Origin of the sequence: Streptomyces sp. KMM 9044, from assembly GCF_024701375.2 — a bacterium.
Taxonomy (GTDB): domain Bacteria; phylum Actinomycetota; class Actinomycetes; order Streptomycetales; family Streptomycetaceae; genus Streptomyces.
The window spans coordinates 2,484,476-2,510,804 of the sequence record NZ_CP113910.1; the positions used below are offsets into that span (position 1 = coordinate 2,484,476).

The window sequence follows — 26,329 nt, forward strand, 5'->3', positions numbered from 1 at the left end:
GGTACACGGCGACCGGTCAGTCGCCGCCGATCGTCATTTCGGTGAATCGGGGGATCGGCGTGACGAACTTCGACACCCATCTCCAGGGCAGGAAGGTCGCCCGCTGCGACGTGACGACCACGGCTCTGGCCTCTTCCCGCTCGCTCAGCAGACCGAGGCGTTGGGCGTTCCTGACGACGCCGGTGCCGTGTCGCCAGGCGCGGGCGGGGCGCCCCCGGAACAGGTGGAGACGCACCTCGCTCAGAGCGATCCGGACGAGTTGCCTTTCGTCGCGGTACTTCTGGGCGATTTCCCTGCTCTCCCGGAGCAGGACGTCGGCGTCACGGAACGAGCGGTCCATCATGGAAAGCTCCGCCTTCTCCCTGACCGGGTACGCGATGGCACGCTCCCAGGGGATGGCCCGGCAGTAGTGGAGGAACACGTCCACGGTCGACCGGCACTCCTCCAGTCTCCCCAGGTGCCACTGGGCGGCCGACCGCAGGGCGACGATGTCGACGAAGTTGTTGAGGTCGTCGGCCTCCAGAGCCATCGTGTCGACCCCGTCGGTGATACGGAGCGCCTGCTCGGCGTCCCCGGACCTGAAGACGTTGTATGCCTTGCACCGAATCTGCCGGGCCCGTTCACGCGTCGATCCGGCTGCCGTCGCGATGCCCATGCCCAGGTCGATGGCATGGTCCGCCTGCTCGTGTTCCCCGCGGAGCGAGTGGGTGGAGGAGACGACGGAGAGAGCCAGGGAAGCCCGTTCGGGGTCACCGAGAGCGGTGGCGGCTTCATAGGCAATCCAACCGAGGCGGATCCGGTCGTCAAAAAGCCCCAAGGTGAAGAAGATGTCCAGACTGGCCTCGAAGAGGTCGAGACAGAGTTCCAGTTCATTGGAGCGACCCAACTGCTCCACCAGTTGCCGGGTCGCCGAAATGTGCGGAAGCGCTCCCTCGGCGTCCTCCCAGTCTTCCTGGTATTTCAGGGTCAGGTGCCGGGCGAGATGCTTTCGGATTTCCTCGACGGTCGTGTCCGGGGCCTGCTTCAGGGCGAAGCCGCGCATGATGGGAGTGACGGAGTAATAGGCTTCGTCGCCTTGCTGTCTGCGCGTGATGAGCCCGTCCGACCACAAGTACTCGATACGCCGGCGCAGCAACTCGGGGGAGACCTCCAAAGCCGCTTCGACATGCTCGAGGAGCGACTCGCTCTCCAGAAGGGAACACGCCACGACGACAAGCCGGTCCTCTCCTGAGAGACCTTCCCATACAGCCGAGAAGAGCTCACGCAGAACAGGTCCGTCACCGGAGGAGATCTGCTCGATGACGCCCGAAAGGGTGGCGGGCGGGCGGGAACACACCTGCACGAACAACTCGACCGCCTGGGGGTTGCCCCCGATGATGCGGTACACCTTTCCGATGGTTTCCTCGTCGGCGTTCAGGATGCTCTGGGCGCCGATCCGTTCGGCCTCACGCATGAGTAACTCACGCATGAATCCGAGTTGAAGCTCCTCGACGAGGATGCGCGGGGCGTTCAAGCGCCCCGGTGTGTTCGAGCTGATGATGGCGATGGAACCACTCGGCAGGGTCCTCATGAACCGGGAGAACTCCTGGGCTCCGGAGGCCGTCAGCTTGACGTTGTCGATCACAAGAATGCTGGGCGACCGCGCCAGAAAAGACCTCAGCACAGCTTCTTTGTCTTCCTCCGGAGCCGTCGCCAGGCTCTGCTCCCCGGTGAGCAGGGACAGTTGGTTGCCCACCTCGGCAATACTCGGGCAGCTGTTGTGGGCGTCGATCCAGGCAAGCCACTGGTACCGCCTCCCGATGCGCGACATGGGACCGCCCGAGGGCGAACCCACCCGGTCGGCGAGACGGTGGGCGACCTCGGCGGCGATCGCGCTCTTCCCGCTCCCGATGGCCCCTTCGATGGCGATGAGGAATTCACCGCGCTGAAGGTGCCTCAACACGGTGCTCACTTCGTTGGTCCTGTCGACCAGACCGACCCGGGAGGGAAGAATGATCTGGTGGTTGCGTGTACTCGCCCGGCGTTCCCGCCGGTTCCTGGCCACCACCTGGGACACCGGAACCAAAGCGGCAAGGATTCCGCCGGCTGCCGCTATGCACGCGGCCCACACCTCGGGACTGCCGAAGGCCAGGGTGAGCTGGGCGACCGCTCCCGCCATCACTGGGCCCGGAGATCGAGTTCAGCTGCCAGGAACGCCCTGATGCGCTGCGCCAGTTCCCTTTCATAGGTCAGCAGCACCATCACGTCCCTCTCGATGTCCGCCTTCCGGTACAGGCGGAAAAGGGTTTCCCTGTCCTCTGCGCTCAACCCGTAACGAGGGAGCTCATCAGTGGTGAAGAATCCCGCGCAGTGGAACTTCTCGCGGACGCGATCACACCACGTACGCCCAAAGGCGCGGGACTCGTCATGCTCCTTGGAAAACATCCCCCTGCGGCCACGGATGCAGAACCCGTGAAGCATTCCGTCCGTCCGGGCCAGGATCCGGGAGGACGAGTCAGCCATCAGCATGGGGACGAGCGGACCTACGTCGGGCTCACCCACGAGCCCTTTCTCACGCCCGGCCAAGATCATCCCCCGCCCCCTCAGCGGTGCGCAATCCGCCGCGCTCAAACATACCGGCAGCTTACACATCCCCGACCGGCTGGTCTAGAAAGCCTGCCGCTTCAAAAATTCGTTTGATTGATCTCCCGCAGGAACGCACCGTCGAGCTCGCACGTCCCGCATCACCGGGATTCATCATCCTGCCCACTCGACTCATAGATGTCGGTGATTGGCCGGTTCAAGGGTTGCGTCACCAACCGGCACAACTCGGTGAGGGATCGTTTTCTCGCACTTCACCGACGAGACAGGAGGCCGTTCGAAGAGGGGCGGACCAGAACTCTTACCGCGTTTTCACCGACATTCCTGTCCAGCCCCCGGGCGGAGGCAATACCTCAGGTGGCCCTGGGGCCGGTACGGCAGTCGCGGCAGCGGTCGGGGCCCGGGACGGGGGCGCGGAAGCCTCGGTCGCAGCCGTCGCAGTTACGCACCTTGGTCTCGACGGACGGCGCACCGGCCGGTGCGCGGAACGGGGGCGGGGGCGGGTTCGCCCGTGCGGTGGCGGGCCGCCGTCGGCTGGTTGCACGAGGTCGTGCGGGTGACGATCCGGCCCGCGGGGGTGCGGACGCGTTCGCGGCGCAGGTAGCCGTGGGTCTCCAGCTCACGCAGCGCGGCGGCGATCCGGGGCCCCCTCGGGGAAACGGGTCGCGAGCGTCCTGATGTGGGCGGGGGCGCCCTTCGGCAGTGACTGGAGGTGGGTGCCGAGCCCGATGGCGAGGAGCGAGAGTTCGCCGTGCTGGGCCAGGTGGTTGCCGATCACGGTGAAGCGGGCGGTGTGGCGGGTGTTGTCGTGGACCAGCCCGCCGGTACGGCGCCCCCGGTTCGGGGACTTGTCGCCCGGGATACGGGCCTGGGCGCGTGGGGGCACGTTAGGGTTCTGAATACCCATCGGGAAGGTTCTCGCTTCCTCGGTGGTCAGGCCCTCGTACTGGGATTGCCGTCCCTGCGGGGTCCGTCGCATGCCTGTCGGCGTGGGTCCTGCGTTGGGCCGAGCCTCGGGCCTGGCGGGCCCCGAAATCAGCCGGACCGGGGATGTTCACCCTCCCGAGTGAGCGCGGGTCACGGGCGGGAGGGGTGGGGTGTGGTGGGGGTTCTTTCCCTCACGTTCTTTGTCTTTCAGTCGTCAGCACCACCGGAACCGGCGGGGCCGTGTTCCGGTGGCGCGAGGCTCAATTCCGCCCACACGGTTTTCCGCGGGAACCTCCCCTCCACCACCCCCCAGCGGTCGGCCAGCGCCTCCACGAGCAGCAGCCCACGGCCCGACTCGTCCCCCGCGGCGGGCTCCTGCCGCGCGGGCAGCCGGTCGCCCCGCGTGTCGGTGACCTCGATGCGGAGCGTGGAGCCGACGACGTACAGCGTGAGGCGGAAGCTGCGGCCGGGCAGCCGGCCGTGCGTGGCGGCGTTGGCCGCCGGCTCCGGAGCGCGTCCACCGCGAGCAGACGGCCCAGCCGGGCCCCGCGCGGGGTGGACGACAACAGCATGGTGGTGTGGCGGACTTCGTGGCCGGGTCGGGTGTCCGTCCCGGCGATCTCCCGAGTTTTCTGATTCACGTCACTCAGCGTGGCCGACCGGACGTACCGTGAAGGGTAATCGCGCTGCTGCGTACGGTGACCGTCCAGGGCTTGTCCGGCCCTGTCCGAAGTTTCGAGGACGGTTCAGCGATCGGCCGTTCCCCAGCGGTGGCCAACGGACGGCCGGTTTCCGAGCTGAGGCAGCTCCGTATCCTGGAACTGCGGTATGGCATCATCCGGGCTCAGGCGCTCACACCACGTGAGTCAACGGTCTTCATCGAAGAACTGCTGGGGGAGACATGATCCGCAACACCTCGTCCGGGGACGCCTCGGACCTGGCGTGGTTCAAGAGCAGCTACAGCAGCGGCAGTGAGGGCGACTCATGCGTAGAGATCGCCGTCCAGCCCGACACCCTCCACGTCCGTGACTCCAAGGACGTGGAGGGCGGCCGGCTGACCTTCTCCCCCGCCGCGTGGGCCGGCTTCGTGCCGTACGCGGTCGAGGGCTGACGGGCCGTTTCTACTCGGCCTCGGCCTCCGGTACGTCCACCTCGCCGCCCAGGGAACGGGCGATGGCGGTGAACTCGTTGAGGGCGGACTGGAGGTCGCGGACGTTCTCCTCGGCGATCACCTCGGGCGGCAGCCCGCTGTCGGCGTCGTCGAGGGCGGGGTCCTTCATCCACGTGATGTCGGGGTTGACCTTGTCGCGGGCGACCAGGTCCTCGTAGCCGAACTTCTTGAACGGCCCGTTCTCGCCCTCCGACTCCACGCGGGCAGAGCTGGGCTCACCGGGCCGGCAGGCCGCCACGAAGTCGTCCAGGTGGGCGCGGGTGAGCGGGCGCTGCTCGAGCGTGAAGTGCCGGCCGGTGCGGAAGTCGTAGACCCACGTCTCGGTGGTGTGCGGCTTGCCGTCGGCGCGCGGGGCCTTCTTGTCGAGGAACAGGACGTCGGCCCTGACGCCACCCGCGTCGACGCCGCCTTCCTCACCCTCGGCTGCGCCATCATCTGCCGACGACGCCTGAAGACCTCATTCTGTTGAGGGTTCCTGGGTGGGGGACGGGTCCGAGCGGGGTCCTTGTGCCACCGGGGCGTGATGTGTCACGGCTGAAACCGCCGCCGCTCGGTGAGGCTCGCGCCGTCGCATGGAGAGCATCACCGCTGGGAGGCGCCCGCCGCGAAAGGCTTGACCTCAAGTGAAGTAGAGGTCGCAGAGTGGGTGTCTCCCGCAGATCTACCGGAAGGAACGGTCATGCACGCCGTCGTGCTGCACGAGTTCGGACCCGCTGAGAACCTCCGTTATGAGACCGTGCCCGATCCCGTACCGGGGCCGGGCGAGGTCCGTGTCTCGGTGAGGGCCGCGGGAGTCCACCAGATCGAGACGGCGATGCGCGAAGGGCTGGAGATCGGTCCGCCGCTTCCCGGACTTCCGGCGATCCTCGGGGGAGAGGTGGCCGGCGTCGTCGAGTCGGTCGGGCCGGATGTGGACGAGGCCTGGACCGGCGCCAAGGTGGTGACCGCGCACGGCAGGCCGGGGGGGCTACGCTGAGCTCGCCGTCGCCGACGTCCCGTGCCTGCACCGGATTCCGGCCGGACTGGGGTACGAGGCCGCCGCTACCACGGTCGTCACCGGCAGTACCACCATCGGCCTGCTCGACATCGCGGAACTCACCTCCGGCGACGTGGTCCTGGTCACCTCCGCGGCCGGCGGCATCGGCCGGCTGGTCGTCCAGTTCGCCCACCGCCTCGGCGCCACGGTCGTCGGCGCGGCGGGCGGACCGGCCAAGACGGCGGCCGTGCGGGAGCTGGGAGCGGACATCGCTGTCGACTACAACCTGCCGGACTGGGCGGGCACCGTCCGCGACGCCTTGGGCGGGCGCGGCGTCACGGCCGTTCTGGACGGCGTCGAGGGCGACAAGGGGCGGGCCGCCTTCGGGCTGTTGGCCGAGGGCGGGCGCTACCTCACCATCGGCGCGGCCTCGCGGGAGGAGTTCCGCCCCGACGAGGCGGAACTGAAGGAGCGCGGCGTGCACTTCACCGACGCACTGGCCCTGCTGCTGGAGGGCCAGGACGCGCCCGCCGACGAGGCCCGCGCGCTCACGGCTGCCGCCGAGGGGAGTCTGGTGCCCGCCTTCCAGACCTTCCCCCTGTCGCAGGCCGCCGCGGCGCACGCCGCCCTGCGGACGAGGGCGACAACAGGCAAGGTCGCCCTCGTCCCCGACGCCCACTGGTGAGAGACGGCCGGCGTCGGTCCAGCCGACACAGTGGTCTCACGAAAACACCGGGCAACGTCGCCCGCCGGACATTTCGCCAGGACCTGCTGACGGCGATTCCGCCACCCGCACACGGAATGCGGCGAACCGCACATGGTCATGAACGAGTCCGCCCGACGATCGGCCGTTCGGACCCGACCGGACGGAGTGACGCCCGGGGGCCCGGCCGACCGCGGAATCTTCGGTGCCGTCACACTTTGGCACCCAGCGGGTACCCAAGGACTGCGCGGCGGCCCCTCGCCGCTTCCGGCCGTTCACGTCCTCCACCTGCCCGGCGAGCCCGTCAGAGGTCCCGCACCCGCCGGAACGGCTGGTCGGCCTCCAGTTCGAAGGCGAGCTCCAGCAGCGTCCGTTCGGCGCCGGGGCGGCCGGAGAGCATGACGCCGACGGGGAGGCCGTCCGGCGTCGTGCTCGTGGCCGGGACCGAGATCGACGGCGTTCCGACGACGTTGTTGACCGGGGTGAACGCCACGTAGGCGATGATCCGTTCGATCAGGGTCGCGTAGGGGACCGTCGGGGCGAGGTGGCCGATCTCCGGTGTGGTGTGGGCGAGGACCGGGGAGAGGACGAGGTCGAGCCCGCGGAACGCCGCCGCGTACGGCTCCCGCGTGCGCTTCAGCCGCCGCACCACACCCGGCGTGCGCTGCCAGTTCCTCACGTACGTCTCGCGCAGGCCCCGGCTGAGGCCGTCCATGCGGCGCCGGTCGAAGTCCGGGCCGAGCGTCCTTCCGGTGACGCCGATCAGGAACGACAACAGGCCCCAGTAGGTGAGGAAGTCCTCCGTGAAGCGCGGGTCGATCGACAGCTCCACCGGCTGCACGGTGTGGCCGAGCCGCTCCAGTCGCTGTGCCGTCCGTGTGACGGCCGCCCGGGTCGCGGCGTCGGAGGGGACGCCGCTCGGCGAGTCCACCACGAGGCCGATGCGCAGCCGACGCTCCGAGGGACCCTCGACCAGCCCCACGGGCGGTAGCTTCGGGTTGCGCCAGTGCTGCTCGGCGGCGGCGAGGAACGCGGCGCTGTCCCGTACCGAGCGGCTCAGGACGCCGTCGGTGACGACGTCGATCGGCAGTTGGCGGCCCTGCGCGTTCGGGACCATCCGGCCCCGTGTGGGCTTCAGCCCCACAAGTCCGCAGCAGGCGGCGGGAATCCGGATCGAGCCGCCACCGTCGTTGGCGTGCGCGATCGGCACGGCTCCGGCGGCGACCAGCGCGGCGCTGCCGCCGGACGAGCCGCCCGCCGAGTGGCCGGTGTGCCACGGGTTACGGACGGGCGCGGCGTCCTCGTACTCGGTGGTCGGGCTGAACCCGAACTCGGGCAGCCGGGACTTGCCGAGCACCGTGACGCCGGTGCTGACGAACTGCCGGGCGAACGGGGCGTGCCGGCGTGCGTCCTTCGGCGCGAACGCGGCGCTGCCGTGTCCGGTGGGCAGCCCCCGGTAGTCGGTGTTGTCCTTGACGAAGGTCGGCACCCCGGTGAGGGCGCCGGCCGGCCCAAAGCCGTGGTCCGGAGCGTCGATGTGCACCTGGACGGCGTTGAGCCGGGCGTCCACGGCCCTGACCCGTGCCGCCGCGTCACGGGCGGCCTCGGCCGCGCTCACCTCTCCCCGCCGGATCGCCTCGGCGAGCCCGACGGCGTCGTGGTCGCCCAGGGCGTCGTCCCCGAAGGCGTGGACCCTGGTCTGTTCCTCGGAAGTCGTCATCGCCGGCTCCGCCCCTGAACTCATGGATACTGGCCCGCCATCATTCCTTACCGGCGAGTAACAGGCGAGGGGGGGGTGCGCGCGAGTCGCTCCACCGCCGTCCGCGGCGCGCCACCGCGGGTGAGACGCGCGATACCCAGCCACAGCAGCACGGCCGTGGCGAGCAGCACGAAGGCGTCGCAGTTCGCGATGCCCGGCTTGACCCACGGTAGGCACCGTCGCGCGGCCAGTGACGGCCGTACTCGCATGCCTCGCCGACGTCGAACCCAGGCCACGAAGCCGGCGAACAGCGCGAGGGACACAGGCACGCCCACCACAGCGGACGCTGCCAGGATCCGTCCCGCAGGCCGACGGGGATGCGGTAGAGGCTCCACAGCAGCCACGCCGCAAGGAGCCCGGAGACGGCGAGCACGCCGGCGGCCTCCACGCGCCAGTCCTCAGGGTTCGTCCGGACCTGTCCGTTGCGCCGGCAGCCCGGCAAGGCCCGGAGCCGGGTCGGGCGAGGCCCGGCGGGTCAGAAGTTGATGCTGCCGATCATCCCCGCGATGTTGGTCGTCAACTCGCTGATCGTGGGCGCGATCGTCGACGACGCCATGTAGAAGCCGAGGAGCATGCAGACGACCGCATGCCCTGCCTTGAGGCCCGACTTCTTGATCAACAGGAAGACGATGATCGCCAGCAGCACTACCGCCGAAATCGAGAGTGCCACGGCGGCTCACCTCCAAGGATCCCAGGACGACAGGGGGTAGGAATATGGGGGCAGATAAATCCGTACAACAGCCAGCAGGTTCATACCCACTATGCGCCAACGATCATAACTATCCGTACGCGCGCATCGGTCGGCGCACGGCCGCACAAGGGGGCGCATGGCCAATATGGTCATGGCATGACCACAGACGCTGACTCCTTCCCCCGACGGCACGCCCGCACCCAGCGCTTCACCCTCGGCGCGCCGCGTTCGTTCACCGTGGCACCCGACGGTTCCCGGGTGGTGTTCCTGCGCTCGGGTTCCGGTACGGACCGGGCGAATTCGCTGTGGGTGCTCGACCCCCGGGACGGCGGGGAGCGCGTGGCGGCCGACCCGCACGCCCTCCTGGGCGGCGCCGCGGAGAGCCTGTCGGCCCAGGAGCGTGCGCGGCGCGAACGCAGCCGTGAGGGAGGCGCCGGCATCGTCGGCTACGCCACCGACGCGCAGGTCGAGTTGACCTCTTTCTCCCTGTCAGGGCGGCTTTTCACAGCCGAGTTGCGGGCCGGGACGGCGCGTGAACTGCCCACTCCCGCACCGGTGATCGACCCCCGGCCGTCACCCGACGGGCGTCACGTCGCATACGTCGCACAGGGCGCGCTGCGGGTCGTGGGTGCCGGGGGGACGGACGACCGCGCGCTGGCCGCCCCCGAGACGGAGAACGTCACCTACGGTCTGGCGGAGTTCGTCGCGGCCGAGGAGATGGGGCGTTCGCGGGGCTTCTGGTGGGCGCCCGACTCGGACCGGCTGCTGGTGGCGCGCGTGGACGACACGCCGGTGAGGCGGTGGTGGATCTCCGATCCGGCGCACCCGGGACGGGAGCCGCAGCGGGTGGCGTATCCGGCGGCGGGCACCGCGAACGCGGAGGTGCGGCTGTTCGTGATCGGGCTGGACGGGGCGCGTACGGAGGTCGTGTGGGACCGGGAGCGGTACCCGTACATGGCGCATGCGCACTGGTCAGCGGCGGGTGCGCCACTGCTGCTCGTACAGGCGCGCGACCAGCGCAGTCAGCTGTTCCTGGCGGTGGACCCGGACACCGGGACCACCCGGATGGTGCACGCCGACGAAGATCCAGTTTGGCTGGATCTTTTCGCGGGGGTGCCGTGCTGGAGCCCTTCGGGGCAGCTGGTCCGGATCACGGACGAGGGGGGTGCACGACGACTCGCCGTCGGCGAACGCCCGCTGACCGGACCGCAGTTGCACATCCGCGCGGTACTGGACGTGTCGGACGACGATGTGCTGGTGTCGGCGTCGGCGGGAGCGGAGCCGGGTCCGAGGCCGGGGGCGGCGGACGGCGGCCCGGAGATCGGCGAGGTGCACGTCTACCGGGTGAACGAACTGGGTGTGGAGCGCGTCTCCCAGGAGCCCGGTGTGCACTCCGCGGTACGCGCCGGGGGCGTGACCGTACTCGTGTCCGCGACACCGGACCGGCCGGGGGCGCGGGCGCAGGTTCTGCGTGACGGGAAACCGACGGCGACCGTCCGCTCGTACGCCGAAGACCCCGGTATGTCCCCCCGGGTGACGCTCACCCAGGGGGGCGCACGCAAAATTCCGTGCGCCGTGCTTATGCCAACGGACTACCACGGCGACACTCCCCTCCCCGTCCTCATGGACCCCTACGGCGGCCCGCACGGCCAGCGTGTGGTGGCCGCGCACAACCCCCATCTGACCTCGCAGTGGTTCGCCGACCAGGGCTTCGCGGTGGTCGTCGCCGACGGCCGCGGCACCCCCGGCCACTCCCCGGCCTGGGAGAAGGCCGTCAAGGACGACATCGCCGCGATCACCCTCCAGGACCAGGTGGACGCGCTCCAGGCCCTCGCCGCCGACTTCCCGCTCGACCTGGGCCGCGTCGCCGTCCGCGGCTGGTCCTTCGGCGGCTACCTGGCCGCCCTCGCGGCACTGCGCCGGCCGGACGTCTTCCACGCGGCCGTGGTGGGAGCCCCGGTCACCGACCTGCGCCTGTACGACACCCACTACCAGGAGCGCTACCTCGGTCACCCGGACGAGCAGCCGGAGGCCTACCGCCGCAACTCGGTGATCGACGACGCGGGTCTGGTCGACGCCGCCGCACCGCACCGCCCCATGATGATCATCCACGGGCTGGCGGACGACAACGTGGTGGTCGCCCACTCGCTGCGCCTGTCCTCGGCCCTCCTCGCGGCCGGCCGTCCCCACGAGGTGCTGCCCCTGTCCGGCGTCACGCACATGACCCCGCAGGAGGAAGTCGCCGAGAACCTGCTCCGTCTCCAACTGGACTTCCTCAGGCGCTCGCTGGGTCTGACGACGCACGGCTGACCACCACCGGAACCCGACCGCCGCCGGCCGCGGTCCCACGTGGCAGCGCCCCCATGCCGAGGAGGCCTTGGGGGCGCTGCAGGCGGGGCGCGACGACAGCCGTGCCGAGGCCGCAACGGCAGGGAGGCAAGCAGTAGGGCATTGCCCTCCGCCGCCCGGTTTCAGGGCGTTGAAAGCATCCTGAAACCGCGCTGAATGCGCCCTGCCGCAATCTCTGCGGCATGACGACGACATCACGCTCACTCGCCATCGCGGCCAAAGGGCTGCGCAAGGCCTACGGGGACAGGACGGTCCTCGACGGCATCGACCTGGCGGTGCCGGCCGGGTCCGTGTTCGCGCTGCTCGGCCCGAACGGCGCCGGCAAGACCACCGCGGTGAAGATCCTCTCCACCCTCGTCACCGCAGACGCCGGCGAGCTGCGCGTCGGCGGCCACGACCTGGCCGCCGACCCGCAGGCCGTGCGCGCCGCGATCGGCGTCACCGGCCAGTTCTCCGCCGTCGACGGCCTGATCACCGGTGAGGAGAACATGCTCCTCATGGCGGACCTGCACCACCTCTCCCGCAGTGAGGGCCGCCGCACCGTCGCCGGACTGCTGGAGCGCTTCGACCTGGTGGAGGCCGCGAAGAAGCCCGCCTCCACCTACTGCTGTCGACCTGGTCCTCGGCGAGGGTGAGCCGGTATCCGGTCGGCGTGCTCGCGCGGACGTCGGAGCCCAGCTGCGCCCGCGCCCTGGACACGAGGACCTGCACCGCCTTTCCCGGCCGCTCCGGCAACTCCTCCGACCACAGCCCTGCCACGAGCCGCTCGGTGCTGCAGCCCGTGCGCAGGTCGTCCGCGAGCAGCGCGAGGAGGCCGCGGAGCCGGGGCGCGGTGACCTCCTGTCCGCGATAGGCGACACGCGGCGGCAGGGTCAGGTCGGCGGTCACCCGTGCAGATGAGCCAAGGCACCGGCCGACGGACCTCCCGCCGGGGGCGAACTCCCGTCGCGCGGGCGTCCCTTGCGCGAGGCGCATCCACGGACGGCTGTGGAAGGGAGCCGAAGGCGGCACGGATGCCGGCTCCCCGGAACCTCGCCCGCATCCGCCGCTCCGGAGGCTGAGTTCCGTTAACACGGAGGCAACTCCGGGGAAGCGGTACCGATATACGGACACGCGAGGCTGTCCAGCGTACGGCCGTGCGGGTGCCGTAAACGGGTCGGGGCTCGCCATGTTGCCCCGGCCCGTTGCCGCGCCCGGCGGTCCCGGCGGCCCGGAAAACCGCCGGACCGAACCGGTGCCGGGAAGTCCACGCTGCTCGCCGTACTGGCCGGCGCGCTCGAGCCCACGCAGGGGTACGTGCGGGCGGCGAAGGGGGCGCGGGTCGTCCGCGTCACCCAGGAGACCGCCGCGCAGGACCCCGGACTCACCGCCCGCGAGGTGCACGCCCGCCATGTCGGGCGGCTGGTGGCGCGCGGCGCGCTCCGCGACGCGGACACCGTCCCGCTCGGGGCACTCGGGCTGCTGGACTCCGAGGCGCCGCGCACACCGGTCGGGCGGATGTCCCAGGGGCAGCAGCGGCGGCTCGACCTGGCGCTGGCGCTGGCCGGGCGGCCCGGACTGGTCCTGCTCGACGAGCCGACCAACCACCTGTCGTCGGCACTCGTCGACGAGCTGACCGACGCGCTCCGCACCACGAGCGCCGCCGTCGTCGTCGCGACCCACGACCGGCAACTGCTGCGCGACCTCGCGGACTGACCACGACTGGAGGTGACCGCACTCCGGCACCGGAAGAACCGGGCGGGCCCGGCAGCCCTGGAGGGCCCGGCAAACGGGGCGGACCGGGAGGGCCGGGAGAGCCGGATGGACCAGGAGAACCAGGAGGGCCGGGTGCCCGACCTGGCCTGACCGATGGAGCGCGCCTCAACGCGGCCCCGGCCGCGTCACGGCCTCGCACCGGCGGGGCCGCCACCGGCCCCTTCCCGTCGGCGGTTCCCGGCCTGCGAGCCCGGCCCGGTGCCCCTGGGGCCGGTGCCCCGCGCCCCTGGGCCACCCCTCGGACCCACCGGGTCCGCCCACGGCGTCCCGGTGGCCGGGGGCGGACGGCCGCACCGACCGCCCTCCGTCAGCCGCCCGCGGGCGGCTCCCCCGGGGCCCCCGACGGCACCACCTGCTTCTCCTCCGCGAAGTGGCACGCCGAGTCGTGCGCCGCCGGGCCGCCGGCCTTGCGGAACACCTCGGGGACCGCCAGCAGCGGCACCTCCTCGGCGCAGCGCGCCTGTGCCTTCCAGCAGCGGGTGCGGAAGCGGCAGCCGGAGGGGATGTTCGTCGGGGACGGGACGTCACCGGTGAGGACGATCCGCTCCCGGCGCTCCCGGGCCGCCGGGTCCGGTACGGGGACGGCGGACAGGAGGGCCTGCGTGTACGGGTGGGTCGGGTGGTCGTAGATCTGGGTGTCGGTGCCGATCTCGACGATCCGGCCCAGGTACATCACGCCGACCCGGTCGGAGATGTGCCGGACGATCGACAGGTCGTGGGCGATGAAGACGAACGCCAGGTCGAACTCGCTCTGCAGCCGGTCCATCAGGTTGATGACCTGGGCCTGGACGGAGACGTCCAGCGCGGAGACCGGTTCGTCGGCGACGATCACCTCGGGGCGCAGCGCCAGCCCGCGGGCGATGCCGATGCGCTGGCGCTGCCCGCCGGAGAACTGGTGCGGATACCGGTTGACGTACTCCGGGTTGAGCCCGACCACGTCCAGCAGGTGCTGCACCCGCCCCCGCCGGTCGCCCTTCGGCGCCACCTCGGGGTGGATGTCGAAGGGCTCCCCGATGATGTCGCCCACCGTCATCCGGGGGTTGAGGGAGGTGTACGGGTCCTGGAACACCATCTGGATGTTGCGGCGGACGGCCTTCAGCGCCTTCCCCGACAGCCTGGTGATGTCCTCGCCCTTGTAGCGGATCGTGCCGGCCGTCGGTTTCTCGAGATGGACCAGCATCTTCGCGACCGTGGACTTGCCGCACCCGGACTCGCCCACGATGCCCAGGGTCTCGCCCCGGCCGAGCGTGAAGTCGACCCCGTCGACGGCCTTCACGGCGCCGACCTGCTTGCGGATCAGGACGCCCTGGGTCAGCGGGTAGTGCTTGACCAGGCCGGAGACCTCCAGAATCGGTTCTCCGGCGGGCCCGGCGCCCTTCTCGAAGCCCGGCTGCAGGGCCGGTTTTCCCTCCACCCCGCCCCTCGGCTCAGCCATGCAGGCACTCCCTCCAGAAGTGGCAGGCGCTGCCGCGGTCGGCGTCCGACTCGGTGACCTCGTACAGCGGCGGCTCGTCGGTGCGGCAGACGCCTTGGGCCATCGGGCAGCGGGGGTGGAAGGCGCAGCCGGGCGGGATGTTCATGAGGTTGGGCGGCAGTCCCTTGATGGCGTAGAGCTCCCGGCCCTTCTGGTCGAGGCGCGGGATGGAGTCCAGCAGGCCCCGGGTGTACGGGTGGGCGGGGGCCTTGTAGAGGTCGTGCACGGGGGCCGACTCGACGATCCGGCCCGCGTACATGACGGCGATCCGGTCGGCGACGTCGGCGACCACACCGAGGTCGTGGGTGATGAGGATGAGCCCCATGTGGTACTCGCGCTGGAGTTCCGCGAGGAGTTCCATGACCTGGGCCTGGACGGTGACGTCGAGGGCGGTGGTCGGTTCGTCGGCGATGATCAGGGCCGGTTCCAGGGCCAGCGCCATGGCGATCATGATGCGCTGTCGCATGCCGCCGGAGAACTGGTGCGGGTACTGCCGCACCCGCTCCCGGGCGGCGGGGATGCGTACCCGGTCCATCAGCTCGACGGCCTTGGCCCGCGCGTCCTTCTTGGACATGCCCCGGTGGACGACGAACATCTCGCCGAGCTGGTCGCCCACGGAGATCACCGGGTTGAGGGAGGACAGCGCGTCCTGGAAGATCATCGCCATCTCGGCGCCCCTGACCCTGCGGCGCTGCTCCTCCTTCAGGCCGAGGAGGTCTCGGCCCTGGAAGACGACCTCGCCGCCGGTGATCCGGCCGGGCGGCATGTCGAGGATGCCCATGATCACCTGCGCGGTCACCGACTTGCCCGAACCGGACTCGCCGAGCACCGCGAGCGTCTCCCCCGCGTCGACGCCGTAGCTGACGCCGTTGACGGCCTTGGCGACGCCGTCCCGGGTATGGAACTCCACGTGCAGGTCACGCACTTCGAGCAGCATGACGGCGGGTCACCTCAGCTTCGGGTCGAGGGCGTCGCGCACCGCGTCGCCGAGCATGATGAACGCCAGGACGGTGATCGCGAGGGCGCCGGAGGGCCACAGGAGCGCGTGCGGGGCGTTGCGGATGTAGGGCGAGGCCGCGGAGATGTCGATGCCCCAGGAGACGCTGGGCGGCTTCAGGCCGACACCGAGGTAGGACAGGGTCGCCTCCAGCGAGATGTACGTACCGAGCGCGATGGTCGCCACGACGACGACCGGGGCGACGGCGTTGGGCGCGATGTGCCGGAGTACCAGGCGGGAGTTGGAGGCGCCGAGGGCGCGCGCGGCCTGGACGTAGTCGTTCTGCTTGGCGGTGATGACCGAGCCGCGGGCGATCCGGGACAGCTGCGGCCAGCCGAGCAGCACGATGAAGCCGACGACGGGCCAGACGGTGGTGCTGGTGATGACGGACAGCAGCACCAGGCCGCCGAGGACGACCGGGATCGCGAAGAAGACGTCGGTGATCCGGGACAGGACCGAGTCCCACACCCCGCCGAAGAAGCCGGCCAGCGCGCCCAGGACGCTGCCGAGGACCGCGACGCCGAGCGTGGCGCAGACGCCGACGGTGACGGACGTACGGGCGCCGTAGACGGTACGGGTGTAGACGTCGCAGCCCTGCCCGTTGAAGCCGAAGGGGTGGCCGGCCTGCGAGCCCTCCTGGGCCTTGGCGAGGTCGCACTTGAGCGGGCTGCCGGAGGCGATCAGCGAGGGCCACAGGGAGATGACGACCAGGAAGAGGATCACCAGGGAGGAGACGACGAAGACGGGGTTGCGGCGCAGGTCGCGCCAGGCGTCGGACCACAGGGAGCGCGGTCTGTCCTGCGGGCCGGTGCCGTCGGGGCCGGCCGGGGGCTTCTCGAGGGTCTCGGCCTCGTCGACGCCCAGGTCCATGGTGCCGCCCATGCCGGTCCCGGCGACGGCGCGGTCGGGGTCGAAGCGCGGTTCAGGCATAGCGGATCCTCGGGTCGAGAACAGCGTACAGAAGATCGACGACGAGGTTGGCGACCAGGAAGACCAGCACGAGGACGGTCACGAAGCCGACGACGGTCTGGGTGTTCTGCCGCAGGATGCCCTGGTAGATCTGGTAGCCGACGCCGTGGATGTTGAAGATCCGCTCGGTGACGATCGCGCCGCCCATGAGGAAGCCGATGTCCGCGCCGATGAAGGTGACCACCGGGATGAGGGAGTTGCGCAGCAGGTGCCGGGTGATCACCCGGCTCCGGGGCAGCCCCTTGGCGATGGCGGTGCGGACGTAGTCGGAGCGCCGGTTCTCGGCGATGGAGGTGCGGGTCAGCCGGGTGACGTAGGCGAGGGAGACGGAGGCCAGCACCAGGCCGGGCAGGATCAGCTCGTCGAACGGGGCCTCGGAGGACACCGACGGCCTGATCCACCCCCACTTCACCCCCAGCAGCAACTGGAGCAGCAGGCCGGTGACGAAGGTGGGAACGGAGATCACGACGAGGGTGAGCAGCAGGACGCCGGTGTCGACGGGCCGCCCCCGGCGCAGTCCGGTGACCACGCCGAGGGCGATGCCGACGACGATCTCGAAGAGGATCGCGATCAGCGTGAGCCGGATGGTGACGGGGAACGCGGTCGCCATCAGCTCGGTGACCTCCTGGCCGTTGAACGCCGTGCCGAAGTCGCCGGTGAACAGATTCCCCATGTAGGTCAGGTACTGCTGCCAGACGGGCTTGTCGAGGCCGAACTCCCTCTCCAGTTGGGCGGCCGTCGCCGGGTCGCAGCGCCGCTCGCCGCAGAGCCCGGCGATGGGGTCGCCCATCACGTTCACCATGAGGAAGATCAGCAGCGTGGCCCCGATGAACACCGGGATCATCTGGAGCAGCCGCCGGACGACGTAGCGTCCCACGGCGGGTCAGCTCACCTTGATCTGTTCGTACACGGGGACGCTGAAGGGGTTGAGCTTCACGTCGGACAGCCGCTCGGACCAGCCCGCGCTGCCGTTCTGGTACCACAGCGGGATGGCGGCCATGTTGTCGCGGACGACCTCCTCGGCCTGCTGGAACAGGCCGACGGCCTTGGCCGTGTCGGTCTCCTGGTTGGCCTGGTCGACGAATTCGTCGAAGTCGTTGTTGGACCACTTGCCGTCGTTGGAGGAGGCGTTGGTGTAGTAGAGCGGCTGGAGGAAGTTCTGGATGAGCGGGTAGTCCATCTGCCAGCCGGCGCGGAAGGGGCCGCTCATCTTCTGCTGGGTGATCTGGCTGCGGAAGTCCGCGAAGGTGCCGACCGGGTTGCCGGTGCAGGCGCGCTCGTTGTCCAGCGCGTTGTTGACGGAGTTGCAGACGGCGTCGACCCAGTCCTTGTGGGAGCCGGTGTCGGCGTTGTAGGTGATGGTGACCCTGCCGCCGGGCAGGCCGCCGCCCTCCTCGATGAGCTGCTTCGCCTCGTCGGGCCTGTACTCGCACCCCTCACCGCACAGGCCCTCCTGGAAGCCGCCGTCCTCGCCGAGGACCGGGGAGGTCCAGTCGGTGGCGGGGGTGCGGGTCCTCGCGAAGATGGTCTCGGTGATCTGGTCGCGGTCGATCGCCATGGACAGGCCCTTGCGGACCTTCTCCGAGCCGGACCTGTTCCAGTTCTCGTCGTAGTACGGGAAGGCGAGGGTCTGGATGATGCCGGCGGGGGTGTTGAGGTAGCGGTCGCCCAGGTCGCTCTCGACGTTCTTCAGCTGGGAGGCGGGGACGTCGTCGACCAGGTCGAGGTTTCCGGCGATGAGATCGGTGTAGGCGGTGTTGTTGTCGGTGTAGACCTTGAGGTCGACACCGCCGTTCTGCGCCGCGTCGTCGCCGGGGTAGTCCTCCCAGGTCCGCAGGGACATCTGCGAGCCCTTGGTGTACGTGTCCACGGCGTACGGGCCGTTGCCGACCGGCTTGGCGACCCAGGCCTCGTGGTCGTCGAAGAAGGCCTGGGGCAGCGGGGCGAAGGCGGCGTAGCCGAGGGTGTCGGGGAAGGTCGAGAACTTCTGGGAGAGCTTGACGGTGAAGGTCAGTTCGTCGACGACCTCGAGCCCGGAGAGTGTGTCGGCGCTCTGCTCGCCACCGTCCTCGGGGTGGGTCCGGTCGTAGCCCTCGATGTAACCGAAGAAGTAGGCGTTGCGCTGGTTGTTCCGCAGGCTCGCGCCGTAGTTCCAGGCGTCCACGAAGGACTTGGCGGTGACCTTCTCGCCGTTGCTGAAGGTCCAGCCGTCCTTGACCTTGACGGTGAAGTTCTGCGAGTCCGTGGTCTCGATGGACTCGGCGAGCATGTCCTGGGCCTCGCCGGTCTCCGGGTGGTAGCGCTTGAGACCCCGGAAGATCATGTCGAGGACCTTGCCGCCCTGCACCTCGTTGGTGTTGGCCGGCTCCAGCGGGTTCTGCGGGTCCCCCCAGGAGGCGCTCAGCACCGCACCGGCGTCCCCGCTGCCGCCCCCGCCGTCCCCACCCCCGCAGGCCGTCGCCGTGAGGGCGGCCGCCACCGCGCAGACGATCCATTGGGCGTGCGTCGCTCCGCGCATGGAGTGCCTCCTCGTACGTGCGCCGTGGCGCGCTGGTGCTTTACGTCAATATCGGCGCAAAGGGTGCGTCACGCACATGCGCGACACCCGTACGGGCGCGGCTCCTCCCGTATACACCCGTCCGGCGGTGCACACGGGAGGAGAGATGACGGGGGATGACACGAGGCGGTGCCAGAAGGCGCGGGGCGGAGGGAAAAGACCGGCACCCGGCACCCCTCTGTACGGGGTACCGGGTGCCGTCGGCGGGCCGGGCCGTCGTCGCGGACGGCGGCCCGGACGTCAGGCCTTCTCGACGGCGGAGTCGGCGGAGTGGACGTCCTCCTCCAGGGCCGCGAGCGCCGGGTCCATGACGATCTCCTCGCCACGGGCCAGGATGGTCGGCTCCTCCGGGAAGTGGCAGGCGGTCAGGTGCCCCGGCCTGCTGCCGGAGATCTGGACCAGCGGCGGCTCCTCGGTCGCGCACTTGTCCTGCGCCTTCCAGCACCGCGTGCGGAACCGGCAGCCGGAGGGCGGCGAGATCGGCGAGGGCACGTCGCCCTGCAGGCGGATGCGCTCCCGCTTGACCGCGTCGATGTCCACCTCGGGCACGGCCGACAGCAACGCGTGCGTGTAGGGGTGCCGGGGCCGGTTGTAGAGCGAGTCGCGGTCCGCGATCTCCACGATCTTGCCCAGGTACATCACCGCGACGCGCTGCGAGAAGTGCCGCACGATCGCCAGGTCGTGGGCGATGAAGACGAACGCGATCCCCATCTCCCGCTGCACCTTCTGCAGCAGGTTGATCACCTGGGCCTGGATCGACACGTCGAGGGCCGAGACCGGCTCGTCGGCGACGATCAGCTTCGGCTCCAGGGCGACGGCACGCGCGACGCCGATGCGCTGGCGCTGGCCGCCGGAGAACTCGTGCGGGAAGCGGTTGTAGTGCTCCGGGTTGAGACCGACGATCTCCAGGAGCTCCCGGACGCGCTTCTCGCGGCCTCCGGGCGGGTTGATCCCGTTGATCTCCATCGGGCCCGAGATGATCGTGCCCACGGTCTGGCGCGGGTTCAGCGCCGTGTACGGGTCCTGGAAGATCATCTGGATCTCGGACCTGATCGGCGCCAGCTTGGCCCGGCTCGCGTGGCTGATGTCCTGGCCCTTGTACGCGATGGTGCCCTCGGTGGGCTCGTACAGACGGGTCAGCAGCCGGCCGGTGGTCGACTTGCCGCAGCCGGACTCGCCGACGAGGCCGAGGCTCTCCCCGGGGAAGACCTCGAAATCGACGCCGTCGACGGCCTTGACCGCGCCGACGGTACGCCGGATCGGGAAGCCGCCCTTGATCGGGAAGTACTTCCTCAGGCCCTTGACCTGCAGAAGCGGTGCGGCGTCGTCGTCCCGCTGCTGCGGGACCTCGTCGGCGACCGCCGTGGTCGTCTTGGTTGTGTCGCTCATGGTGATGCCCCAGTCGCCGGTTTCAGCTCAGCCCAGCCGGGGCTGAATCTTGTCGATGAACACCTGCTGCCGCTGTTCCACCGTCAGGTGGCAGGCGGCCGCTCGCCCCGGGGCGAGCTCAGGCCGCTCGCCCGGGCAGCGGCTGCCGGAAACCAGGTCGGTGAAGCCGCACCGCGGGTGGAAAGCGCACCCCGAGGGCGGGTTGAGCAGCGACGGCGGCGATCCGGGAATCGGCATCAGCGGCTCGTCCACGTCGGAGGTGAGCCGCGGCATCGACCCCAGCAGACCCCAGGTGTACGGGTGCTGCGGCTCCTTGAGCACCTCGCGCGCCGTGCCGCGTTCGACGGCGCGGCCGGCGTACATCACCAGGATGTCGTCGGCCATGTTGCCGACCACGCCCAGGTCGTGGGTGATCATGATGATCGCGGAACCGAACTCCTGCTGGAGGTCCTTGAGCAGGTCGAGGATCTGCGCCTGCACCGTCACGTCGAGCGCCGTGGTCGGCTCGTCGGCGATGAGCAGGTCGGGGTTGCAGGAGAGCGACATGGCGATCATGGCGCGCTGGCGCATACCGCCGGAGAACTGGTGCGGGTAGTCGTCGACCCGCTGCCTCGGGTGCGGGATGCCGACCTTCTCCAGCAGGTCGATGGCACGTTCCCGGGCGTCCTTCTTGGAGGCGCCGGTGTGCTTCATGAACGGCTCGGCGATCTGGCGGCCGACCGTGTAGTACGGCGACAGCGCGGTGAGCGCGTCCTGGAAGATCATCGCCATCTTCTTGCCGCGCAGCGTCTCCAGCTGCTTCTCACTGGCGTCGGTCAGCTCCTGACCGTCCAGCTTGATCGACCCCTCGATGGCGGTCTTCCTGCGGTTGTGCAGGCCGAGGACGGCCAGGTTGGTCACCGACTTGCCGGAGCCGGACTCGCCCACGATGCCGAGGGTCCTGCCGCGCTCCAGGCCGAAGGAGAGGCCGTCCACCGCCTTGACGATGCCGTCGTCGGTGGAGAAGTGGACCTTGAGGTCACGCACCGAGAGAAAGGCTTCCCCCGCGGCGGGGGCCGCGTCCTCGTCGGGCTTGGTCAGAGTGGTCACGGTGGTTCTCCTAGGACAGACGCACGCGCGGGTCGATGACGGCGTACAGGGCGTCCACGATCAGGTTGAAGAGGATGATGAGGGCCGCGCTGAACAGCATGACGCCCATCAGCATCGGCAGGTCCTTGTTGATGACGGAGTCCAGCGCGAGCCGGCCGAGACCGGCCAGACTGAAGGTCTTCTCCGTCACCATTCCGCCGGCCAGCAGCGAGGCCAGGTCGATGCCGAGGATGGTGATGATGGGGATGAGGGATCCGCGCCAGGCATACCGCATGAAGACGTAGTTGCCCGACATGCCCTTGGCGCGGGCCGCCTTCACATGCTCTTCCTGGAGCTGCTCGACCATCGAGGAACGGCTCATACGGGTGTACTGGGCGGTGAAGATGGTCGCCATGACCACCCAGGGGATCAGCAGGCCCATGAACCAGCCGCCGGGGTCCTCGGAGAACGGCACGTACCTCGGCTTGTCGAGCCAGCCGGTGCTGTAGACGAAGGCGAGCATCACGAGCGGGCCGAGGAAGTAGATCTGCAGCGAGCTGAGGACCAGCGAACCACTGCTGAAGGTCTTGTCCAGCCAGGTGCCGCGGAACTTGGCGGCCAGCAGACCGGCGCCGAGACCGACGATGAGGAAGACCACCAGACCGCCGACGGTCAGCGAGAGGGTGAGCGGGAGGCGATCCATGATCGTGTCCCAGACGTTCTGGTTGTTGGCGAAGGAGACGCCGAAGCAGGGGGCGTCGCAGTGGCCGACGGCGAAGTCCCGGCCGGTGAAGATGCCGGTGAGGAAGATCCAGTACTGGACGGTGACCGGCTTGTCGAGGCCCAGGTTCTTGTGGATGATCTCCAGCGCGTCCGGGGTGCAGTTCTTGCCACAGGCCAGCAGGGCCGGGTCCTGCGGGATCGCGAAGAACATGAAGAACGTGAACGCACTGATCAACAGCAGAATCAGCGCCGCGCCGAATGTCCGGCGAATGAGGAATTGAAGCATGGCAGAAGGCTGCTCTCAGGACGGCGGCAATCGGATGGGCGGTCGGGACGAGATCCGGGCCCCGGTGGTGGGCGCTCCGCCGCGCGCCCACCACCGGTTTCCCTACGAGCCGGCTACTACTGCTTCAGGAAGACCCGCGTGACGTCCACGTAGCTCGAGTCCGAGCTGTAGCGGATGCCGCCGACGTTCGAGCCGAAGATCTGGAAGACCTTGGTGTAGTACATCGGGGCGGCCGGGTTGACCTCGTCCGAGATGTACTCGTTCAGCTCGGCCCAGGCCTTGGTGGCCTCTTCGGTGTCGGTGATCTTCTGGATGCGCGCGATCTCGGAGTTCACGTGGTCGTCGTTGATGTGCGCGTAGTTCGACGCACCGTCCTGGATCTGCGTGCCGTCGTACAGCGGCGGGAAGACGGTGCTGGCGGACGGCCAGTCCTGACCCCAGCCGGTCATGTACAGGTCGAGGCCGTTGTCGACCTTGCCGATCTGCTCGTACCAGGTGGCGGCGTCGATCTCCTTCTTCTGGATGTCGAGACCGATCTTCTCCAGCGCGTCGGCGATCAGCACGGACTGCTGCTGACGGACCGGGCTGTTGGCGTAGGCGTAGACGAGCTTCTTGCCCGCGAAGCCGCCTTCCTCGATCAGCTTCTTGGCGGCCGCGATGTCACCGTTGGGCTTCTCGGCACGGTTGAACGGGTCGTAGGACTCGTCGTAGCCCGGGGTGGTGGGCGACATCAGCGAGTTGGCGACCTCACCGCCGTAGGCGCCGCCGTCGGCCTTGAAGACCGAGGTGGAGGGGATGGCCAGGGTGATCGCGTCACGGAGCTTCTTGTCCTTGACGCGGTCCATGTTGAAGTTGAGCTGCCACACGTAGGGCGCGTAGCCCTGGATCGTGCGGTTGTCCATGACCTCCTTGTCGCTCACGACCTTCTGCAGCTGCGTGGTGGCGACCTGCCCCGTGAACATCATCGCGTTCTTGGCCTCGCCCTGGTCGGCGAGCAGGGTCTTGGTCTGGTCCTCGTCATCGTGGTTCATCGAGATGTTGAAGCCGTCGACGTACTGGTGACGCACCGAGTCGGACTTCGCGTCCCACTGGTCGTTCTTGACCAGCTTCATGGACTTGCCCGGCTTGAAGTCGGCGATCTTGTACGGACCCGTGGCGACCGGGTCGGTGTCGTACTTCTCCTTGGTGTCCGACTCCTCGGGGACCACGGCGTAACCGGGCATGGTCAGCAGCTGCGGGAGGTCGGGCTGCGCGTCCTCGAAGTGGAAGACGACCGTCTTGTCGTCCGGCGTCTCCAGGACGTCGTCGGGCAGGTGCTTGCCCTTGAACGGACCCTCGTAGGCGTCGCGGTAGGTGGTACCGGCGCCGGACAGCCACTGCTGCAGGTAGGTCGGGCCGTCGGTGATGAAGGACGCGTACATGCGCTCGATCGAGTGGCGGATGTCCGCCGAGTTGATCGGGTCGCCGTTCTCGTCCTTGAGGTCGTCCTTGAGCGTGTACGTCCAGGTCTTGCCGCCGTCGGAGACCTTGCCCGCGTCGGTGGCGAGGTCGCCCACGACGGTCAGGTTGCCCTTGTCGTCCTCTTCGTACTGGGTCAGACCGCGGTAGATCAGGCGGCTGAGCAGCTTGCCGTCCGAGACGTAGATCTGGCCCGGGTCCAGGTGCGAGAAGTCCGACTCCTGGTAGACGACCGCGGTGCCGCCGGGCTTGGCGCCGGGGACCTCGGGGGCCGGACCGGTCGACGCCTCGACGTCACCGATCTGCACCGGCTTCGACTGGGCGGCGGCGTCCTCCTTCTGCTTGCTGGTGTCCTTGGCCGAGTTGCCGCCGTCGCCCCCGCCGCACGCGGTGAGGGTCAGGGCGCCGGCCGCCACCGCGACAATCGCGGCCGTAGCGGTGCGGTTTCGGAAGATGCTCATGGAGTCGAATCCACCTGCCTGTGAGTAGTGAGCGTGGTTGTTGCTGGCCGGAAGCGGGCCGGGTGGCACCGGAGCCGACCGGGGCAAGGATGAGGAGCCCCCCGGACTCAGCGGCCCGTCTTGGGATCGAACGCGTCCCGCACCGAGTCACCGAGGAGGTTGAAGGCCACAATGAAGATCACCATGGCCACTCCGGGGAAGAGCATGTAGTACGGGTCCTGTTCGACGATGTCGGCCCCGATGGCGAACATGCGGCCCCAGTCCGGCGTGGGTTCGACGTATCCGACGCCCACGAAGGAGAGGAAGGCGATGCTGAGGATGAGGGACGGCAGTGCGAGGGTCGCCTGGACCAGCACCGGGGTGACGATGTTGGGCAGCAGCTCCTTGCGGATGATCCGCCAGGGCGAGGCCCCGGAGATGCGCGCCGCCTCGATGAACTCCCGGTCGCGCAGCGACAGCGCGGCGGCCCGGACGATCCGGGCCATACTCATCCAGCCCAGGAACGAGAGCACGATGATGATCGCACTGGCCCGCACGTAGGTGGGCGTCTCCTCGTCCGGAGCGACGAACACCGTGGTGATGACCGGCATCGCGGCGACGAAGAAGAGCTGGTTGGGCAGGGCCATGAAGAAGTCGGTCACCCGGCCGAGCCAGTAGTCGACCTTGCCGCCGAAGTACCCTCCGAAGAGACCGATCAGCACACCGATGAGGGTGACCAGCAGCGCCGCGGCCAGCGCCGTGAACAACGAGGTCCGGATGCCGTACACCAGCTGCGTGAACACGTCGCGGCCCAGGCCCGGCTCGATGCCGAACCAGAACTCACCGGTGATGCCGCCGAAGGGCGCCGCCGGCATGGTGAACATGTCCAGGAGGTCCGGGTTCTCCTGCCCGTAGAGCGTGTACGGGTCCTTGCCGTATGCCTTCGAGATCAGCGGCGCCGCTGCCGCGACCACGAAGAAGAACAGGACGACGAAGGCGGAGACCACTCCGGTGCGGTCGCGCTTGAAGCGCGCCCACATCAGCTGCCCGGGGCTGCGGCCCTCGAGCTTCTTCGGCTCCTGGGCGTCGCCCTGCGGCCCGCTCTCTTTGTCCAAGACGGGAGAGGCCACAGCCCTCTCGATCTCGGTTGGACTCGTCATGATTCGTCCGTTTCACAGGTGTTGGAGGTCGTCGGCGGTACACAAGCGGTCCGACGACCTTCGCACGGCGTACGTCATTGAAGCGCGCGACTGGATCAGCGACTGGAGGTGAACCCCACCACAGGGGAACCCTGGTCCGCGGCCGGTGCCGGCCGGTCACGGGCCGGGGCAGTCAAAGAAGTTCGCGACGCCGGATCGTTGCCTCGGCCACGGGAGCGGGAACAGCACTGAACGCACCCACGGGACCTACACCTGTCATCGGGGACGACGCGACCCATATGGCGCTTGTGGCACCTCGCATGGGTTCCTCCTCATGAATCCACTGGTTCACCGCAAAGGGGAGCACTCGACATGTCTTCGCCCACCGCCCGTCGCCGGTGTCGGAGATCATCAGGTGCCCCCTGGCTCGCGAGCCCGCGCCGTCGGCGCGTGACCCGTTCGGCCGAGCTCTACGCGCCTAACTATCTGCCATGCGACAGAGCCGAACCACACCCACGAGGTCTCGGTTCGATCACAGCTGGGCCCTACATCTTCCAAAATCCGGACAAAGGGTTTCGGAGGAGATCCCTGCGAAACGGACTTGTTACACATCTATCGGCGCCAACCGTCCGCATAGCGGACACCCGAAGAGGGAAAAGCCGTTGCGGGAGGAGCGGCTGCCGCGCAGGATCCCTCGCGCAGCTGACGTGCACTCAGCACGCCGGGGCGGCAGAGCCGTTGGCATCGGCCCCGGACCGTGGCACTCCGGACGTGAACCGCACCACGTCGGCGGCGACCGCGGTCCGCTTCGGGAGCAGGGTAGTGGGCATCACCCGTCTCAGGAGCATCCCCCGGCCGGATAGAGGGTTATCCCTACCCTCCTCTTTTGCTCCGCTTCGCCATGACATCGCGCGGTGG

Annotated in this window: 20 protein-coding genes and 6 pseudogenes; 8 read left to right on the forward strand and 18 right to left on the reverse strand. The window is 69.3% G+C overall.

Translation table 11 applies throughout. The features are described from left to right. Window positions 1–16: 16 nt before the first annotated feature. From HUV60_RS10990 to HUV60_RS11005, 4 genes and pseudogenes are all read right to left on the reverse strand, one after another. Entirely contained in the window at window positions 17–2,158 is a 2,142-nt protein-coding gene (locus HUV60_RS10990) for an ATP-binding protein (RefSeq protein WP_269441171.1), read from the reverse strand. Beyond that, the gene (locus HUV60_RS10995) at window positions 2,158–2,541 is read right to left on the reverse strand and encodes a hypothetical protein (RefSeq protein ID WP_257847608.1); all 384 of its coding nucleotides are present in this window, start codon (window positions 2,539–2,541) and stop codon (window positions 2,158–2,160) included. The genes HUV60_RS10990 and HUV60_RS10995 overlap by 1 nt, the downstream gene beginning before the upstream one ends. 510 nt (window positions 2,542–3,051) lie before the next feature. Next, window positions 3,052–3,487 (reverse strand): annotated as a pseudogene (locus HUV60_RS11000) (helix-turn-helix domain-containing protein); the annotation flags it as partial. A 227-nt stretch (window positions 3,488–3,714) separates the two neighbouring features. Beyond that, window positions 3,715–4,148: pseudogene (locus tag HUV60_RS11005) on the reverse strand (ATP-binding protein). A gap of 84 nt (window positions 4,149–4,232) precedes the next feature. Here HUV60_RS11005 and HUV60_RS11010 point away from each other — a divergent pair. Beyond that, window positions 4,233–4,412: pseudogene (locus HUV60_RS11010) on the forward strand (transcriptional regulator); the annotation flags it as partial. Further along, complete coding sequence (locus HUV60_RS11015) at window positions 4,409–4,618, forward strand: DUF397 domain-containing protein (RefSeq protein WP_257847607.1); 210 nt, start codon at window positions 4,409–4,411, stop codon at window positions 4,616–4,618. The pseudogene HUV60_RS11010 and the gene HUV60_RS11015, both read left to right, overlap by 4 nt. Before the next feature lie 10 nt (window positions 4,619–4,628). Here the strand turns inward: HUV60_RS11015 and HUV60_RS11020 are convergent, their stop codons facing one another. Then, window positions 4,629–4,916: a methyltransferase gene (locus HUV60_RS11020; protein ID WP_257847606.1), complete on the reverse strand. Its 288-nt coding sequence runs from the start codon at window positions 4,914–4,916 to the stop codon at window positions 4,629–4,631. 12 nt (window positions 4,917–4,928) lie between these two features. On the opposite strand from HUV60_RS11020, the gene HUV60_RS11025 reads away from it, so the two are divergent. Together HUV60_RS11025 and HUV60_RS11030 are read left to right on the forward strand one after the other, a co-directional pair. Beyond that, window positions 4,929–5,147: a hypothetical protein gene (locus HUV60_RS11025; protein WP_257847605.1), complete on the forward strand. Its 219-nt coding sequence runs from the start codon at window positions 4,929–4,931 to the stop codon at window positions 5,145–5,147. A gap of 210 nt (window positions 5,148–5,357) precedes the next feature. Next, a pseudogene (locus tag HUV60_RS11030) lies at window positions 5,358–6,339 on the forward strand (zinc-binding dehydrogenase). 322 nt (window positions 6,340–6,661) lie between these two features. Here HUV60_RS11030 and HUV60_RS11035 read toward each other — a convergent pair. After that, on the reverse strand, window positions 6,662–8,077 hold the full coding sequence (locus tag HUV60_RS11035; protein ID WP_257847604.1) for an amidase: 1,416 nt from the start codon (window positions 8,075–8,077) through the stop codon (window positions 6,662–6,664). 514 nt (window positions 8,078–8,591) lie between these two features. Next, entirely contained in the window at window positions 8,592–8,786 is a 195-nt protein-coding gene (locus tag HUV60_RS11040) for a hypothetical protein (RefSeq protein ID WP_042172665.1), read from the reverse strand. 177 nt (window positions 8,787–8,963) lie between these two features. Here HUV60_RS11040 and HUV60_RS11045 point away from each other — a divergent pair, with 177 nt between their 5' ends. Beyond that, a complete protein-coding gene (locus tag HUV60_RS11045) occupies window positions 8,964–11,117 on the forward strand; it encodes a S9 family peptidase (RefSeq protein ID WP_257847603.1) in 2,154 nt (717 codons plus the stop codon). A 221-nt stretch (window positions 11,118–11,338) separates the two neighbouring features. Beyond that, a pseudogene (locus tag HUV60_RS11050) lies at window positions 11,339–11,761 on the forward strand (ATP-binding cassette domain-containing protein); the annotation flags it as partial. On the opposite strand, the pseudogene HUV60_RS11055 reads toward HUV60_RS11050, so the two are convergent. Further along, window positions 11,760–12,044: pseudogene (locus tag HUV60_RS11055) on the reverse strand (AfsR/SARP family transcriptional regulator); the annotation flags it as partial. The pseudogenes HUV60_RS11050 and HUV60_RS11055 sit on opposite strands and share 2 nt — an antisense overlap. A 231-nt stretch (window positions 12,045–12,275) precedes the next feature. On the opposite strand from HUV60_RS11055, the gene HUV60_RS11060 reads away from it, so the two are divergent. After that, complete coding sequence (locus HUV60_RS11060; RefSeq protein WP_257850091.1) at window positions 12,276–12,851, forward strand: ATP-binding cassette domain-containing protein; 576 nt, start codon at window positions 12,276–12,278, stop codon at window positions 12,849–12,851. Between the two features lie 12 nt (window positions 12,852–12,863). Further along, complete coding sequence (locus HUV60_RS11065; RefSeq protein WP_257847602.1) at window positions 12,864–13,001, forward strand: hypothetical protein; 138 nt, start codon at window positions 12,864–12,866, stop codon at window positions 12,999–13,001. A 217-nt stretch (window positions 13,002–13,218) separates the two neighbouring features. Here HUV60_RS11065 and HUV60_RS11070 read toward each other — a convergent pair whose 3' ends face one another. The 10 genes from HUV60_RS11070 to HUV60_RS11115 all read right to left on the reverse strand — a co-directional run bounded on the left by HUV60_RS11070 (window position 13,219) and on the right by HUV60_RS11115 (window position 25,432). After that, window positions 13,219–14,346 carry an ABC transporter ATP-binding protein gene (locus HUV60_RS11070; protein ID WP_257847601.1) on the reverse strand — a complete coding sequence of 376 codons (1,128 nt, stop codon included), beginning with the start codon at window positions 14,344–14,346 and terminating at the stop codon, window positions 13,219–13,221. Further along, on the reverse strand, window positions 14,339–15,322 hold the full coding sequence (locus HUV60_RS11075) for an ABC transporter ATP-binding protein (RefSeq protein WP_257847600.1): 984 nt from the start codon (window positions 15,320–15,322) through the stop codon (window positions 14,339–14,341). The genes HUV60_RS11070 and HUV60_RS11075 overlap by 8 nt, the downstream gene beginning before the upstream one ends. 9 nt (window positions 15,323–15,331) lie before the next feature. Next, entirely contained in the window at window positions 15,332–16,312 is a 981-nt protein-coding gene (locus tag HUV60_RS11080; protein ID WP_257847599.1) for an ABC transporter permease, read from the reverse strand. Beyond that, a complete protein-coding gene (locus HUV60_RS11085) occupies window positions 16,305–17,228 on the reverse strand; it encodes an ABC transporter permease (RefSeq protein ID WP_257847598.1) in 924 nt (307 codons plus the stop codon). Before HUV60_RS11085 ends, HUV60_RS11080 begins: the two co-directional genes overlap by 8 nt. Window positions 17,229–17,234: 6 nt before the next feature. Next, a complete protein-coding gene (locus tag HUV60_RS11090; protein WP_257847597.1) occupies window positions 17,235–18,869 on the reverse strand; it encodes a peptide ABC transporter substrate-binding protein in 1,635 nt (544 codons plus the stop codon). 279 nt (window positions 18,870–19,148) lie between these two features. Continuing rightward, the gene (locus tag HUV60_RS11095; RefSeq protein ID WP_257847596.1) at window positions 19,149–20,297 is read right to left on the reverse strand and encodes an ABC transporter ATP-binding protein; all 1,149 of its coding nucleotides are present in this window, start codon (window positions 20,295–20,297) and stop codon (window positions 19,149–19,151) included. Window positions 20,298–20,324: 27 nt separating this feature from the next. Then, on the reverse strand, window positions 20,325–21,386 hold the full coding sequence (locus HUV60_RS11100; protein WP_257847595.1) for an ABC transporter ATP-binding protein: 1,062 nt from the start codon (window positions 21,384–21,386) through the stop codon (window positions 20,325–20,327). A 10-nt stretch (window positions 21,387–21,396) separates the two neighbouring features. Next, window positions 21,397–22,374, reverse strand: coding sequence for an ABC transporter permease (locus tag HUV60_RS11105; RefSeq protein ID WP_257847594.1), 978 nt, complete (start codon window positions 22,372–22,374; stop codon window positions 21,397–21,399). 116 nt (window positions 22,375–22,490) lie between these two features. Continuing rightward, on the reverse strand, window positions 22,491–24,293 hold the full coding sequence (locus HUV60_RS11110) for an ABC transporter substrate-binding protein (RefSeq protein ID WP_257847593.1): 1,803 nt from the start codon (window positions 24,291–24,293) through the stop codon (window positions 22,491–22,493). A 107-nt stretch (window positions 24,294–24,400) separates the two neighbouring features. Beyond that, window positions 24,401–25,432 (reverse strand): ABC transporter permease, encoded by a 1,032-nt coding sequence (locus HUV60_RS11115; protein WP_257847592.1) that lies wholly within the window; start codon window positions 25,430–25,432, stop codon window positions 24,401–24,403. Between the last annotated feature and the right edge of the window lie 897 nt (window positions 25,433–26,329).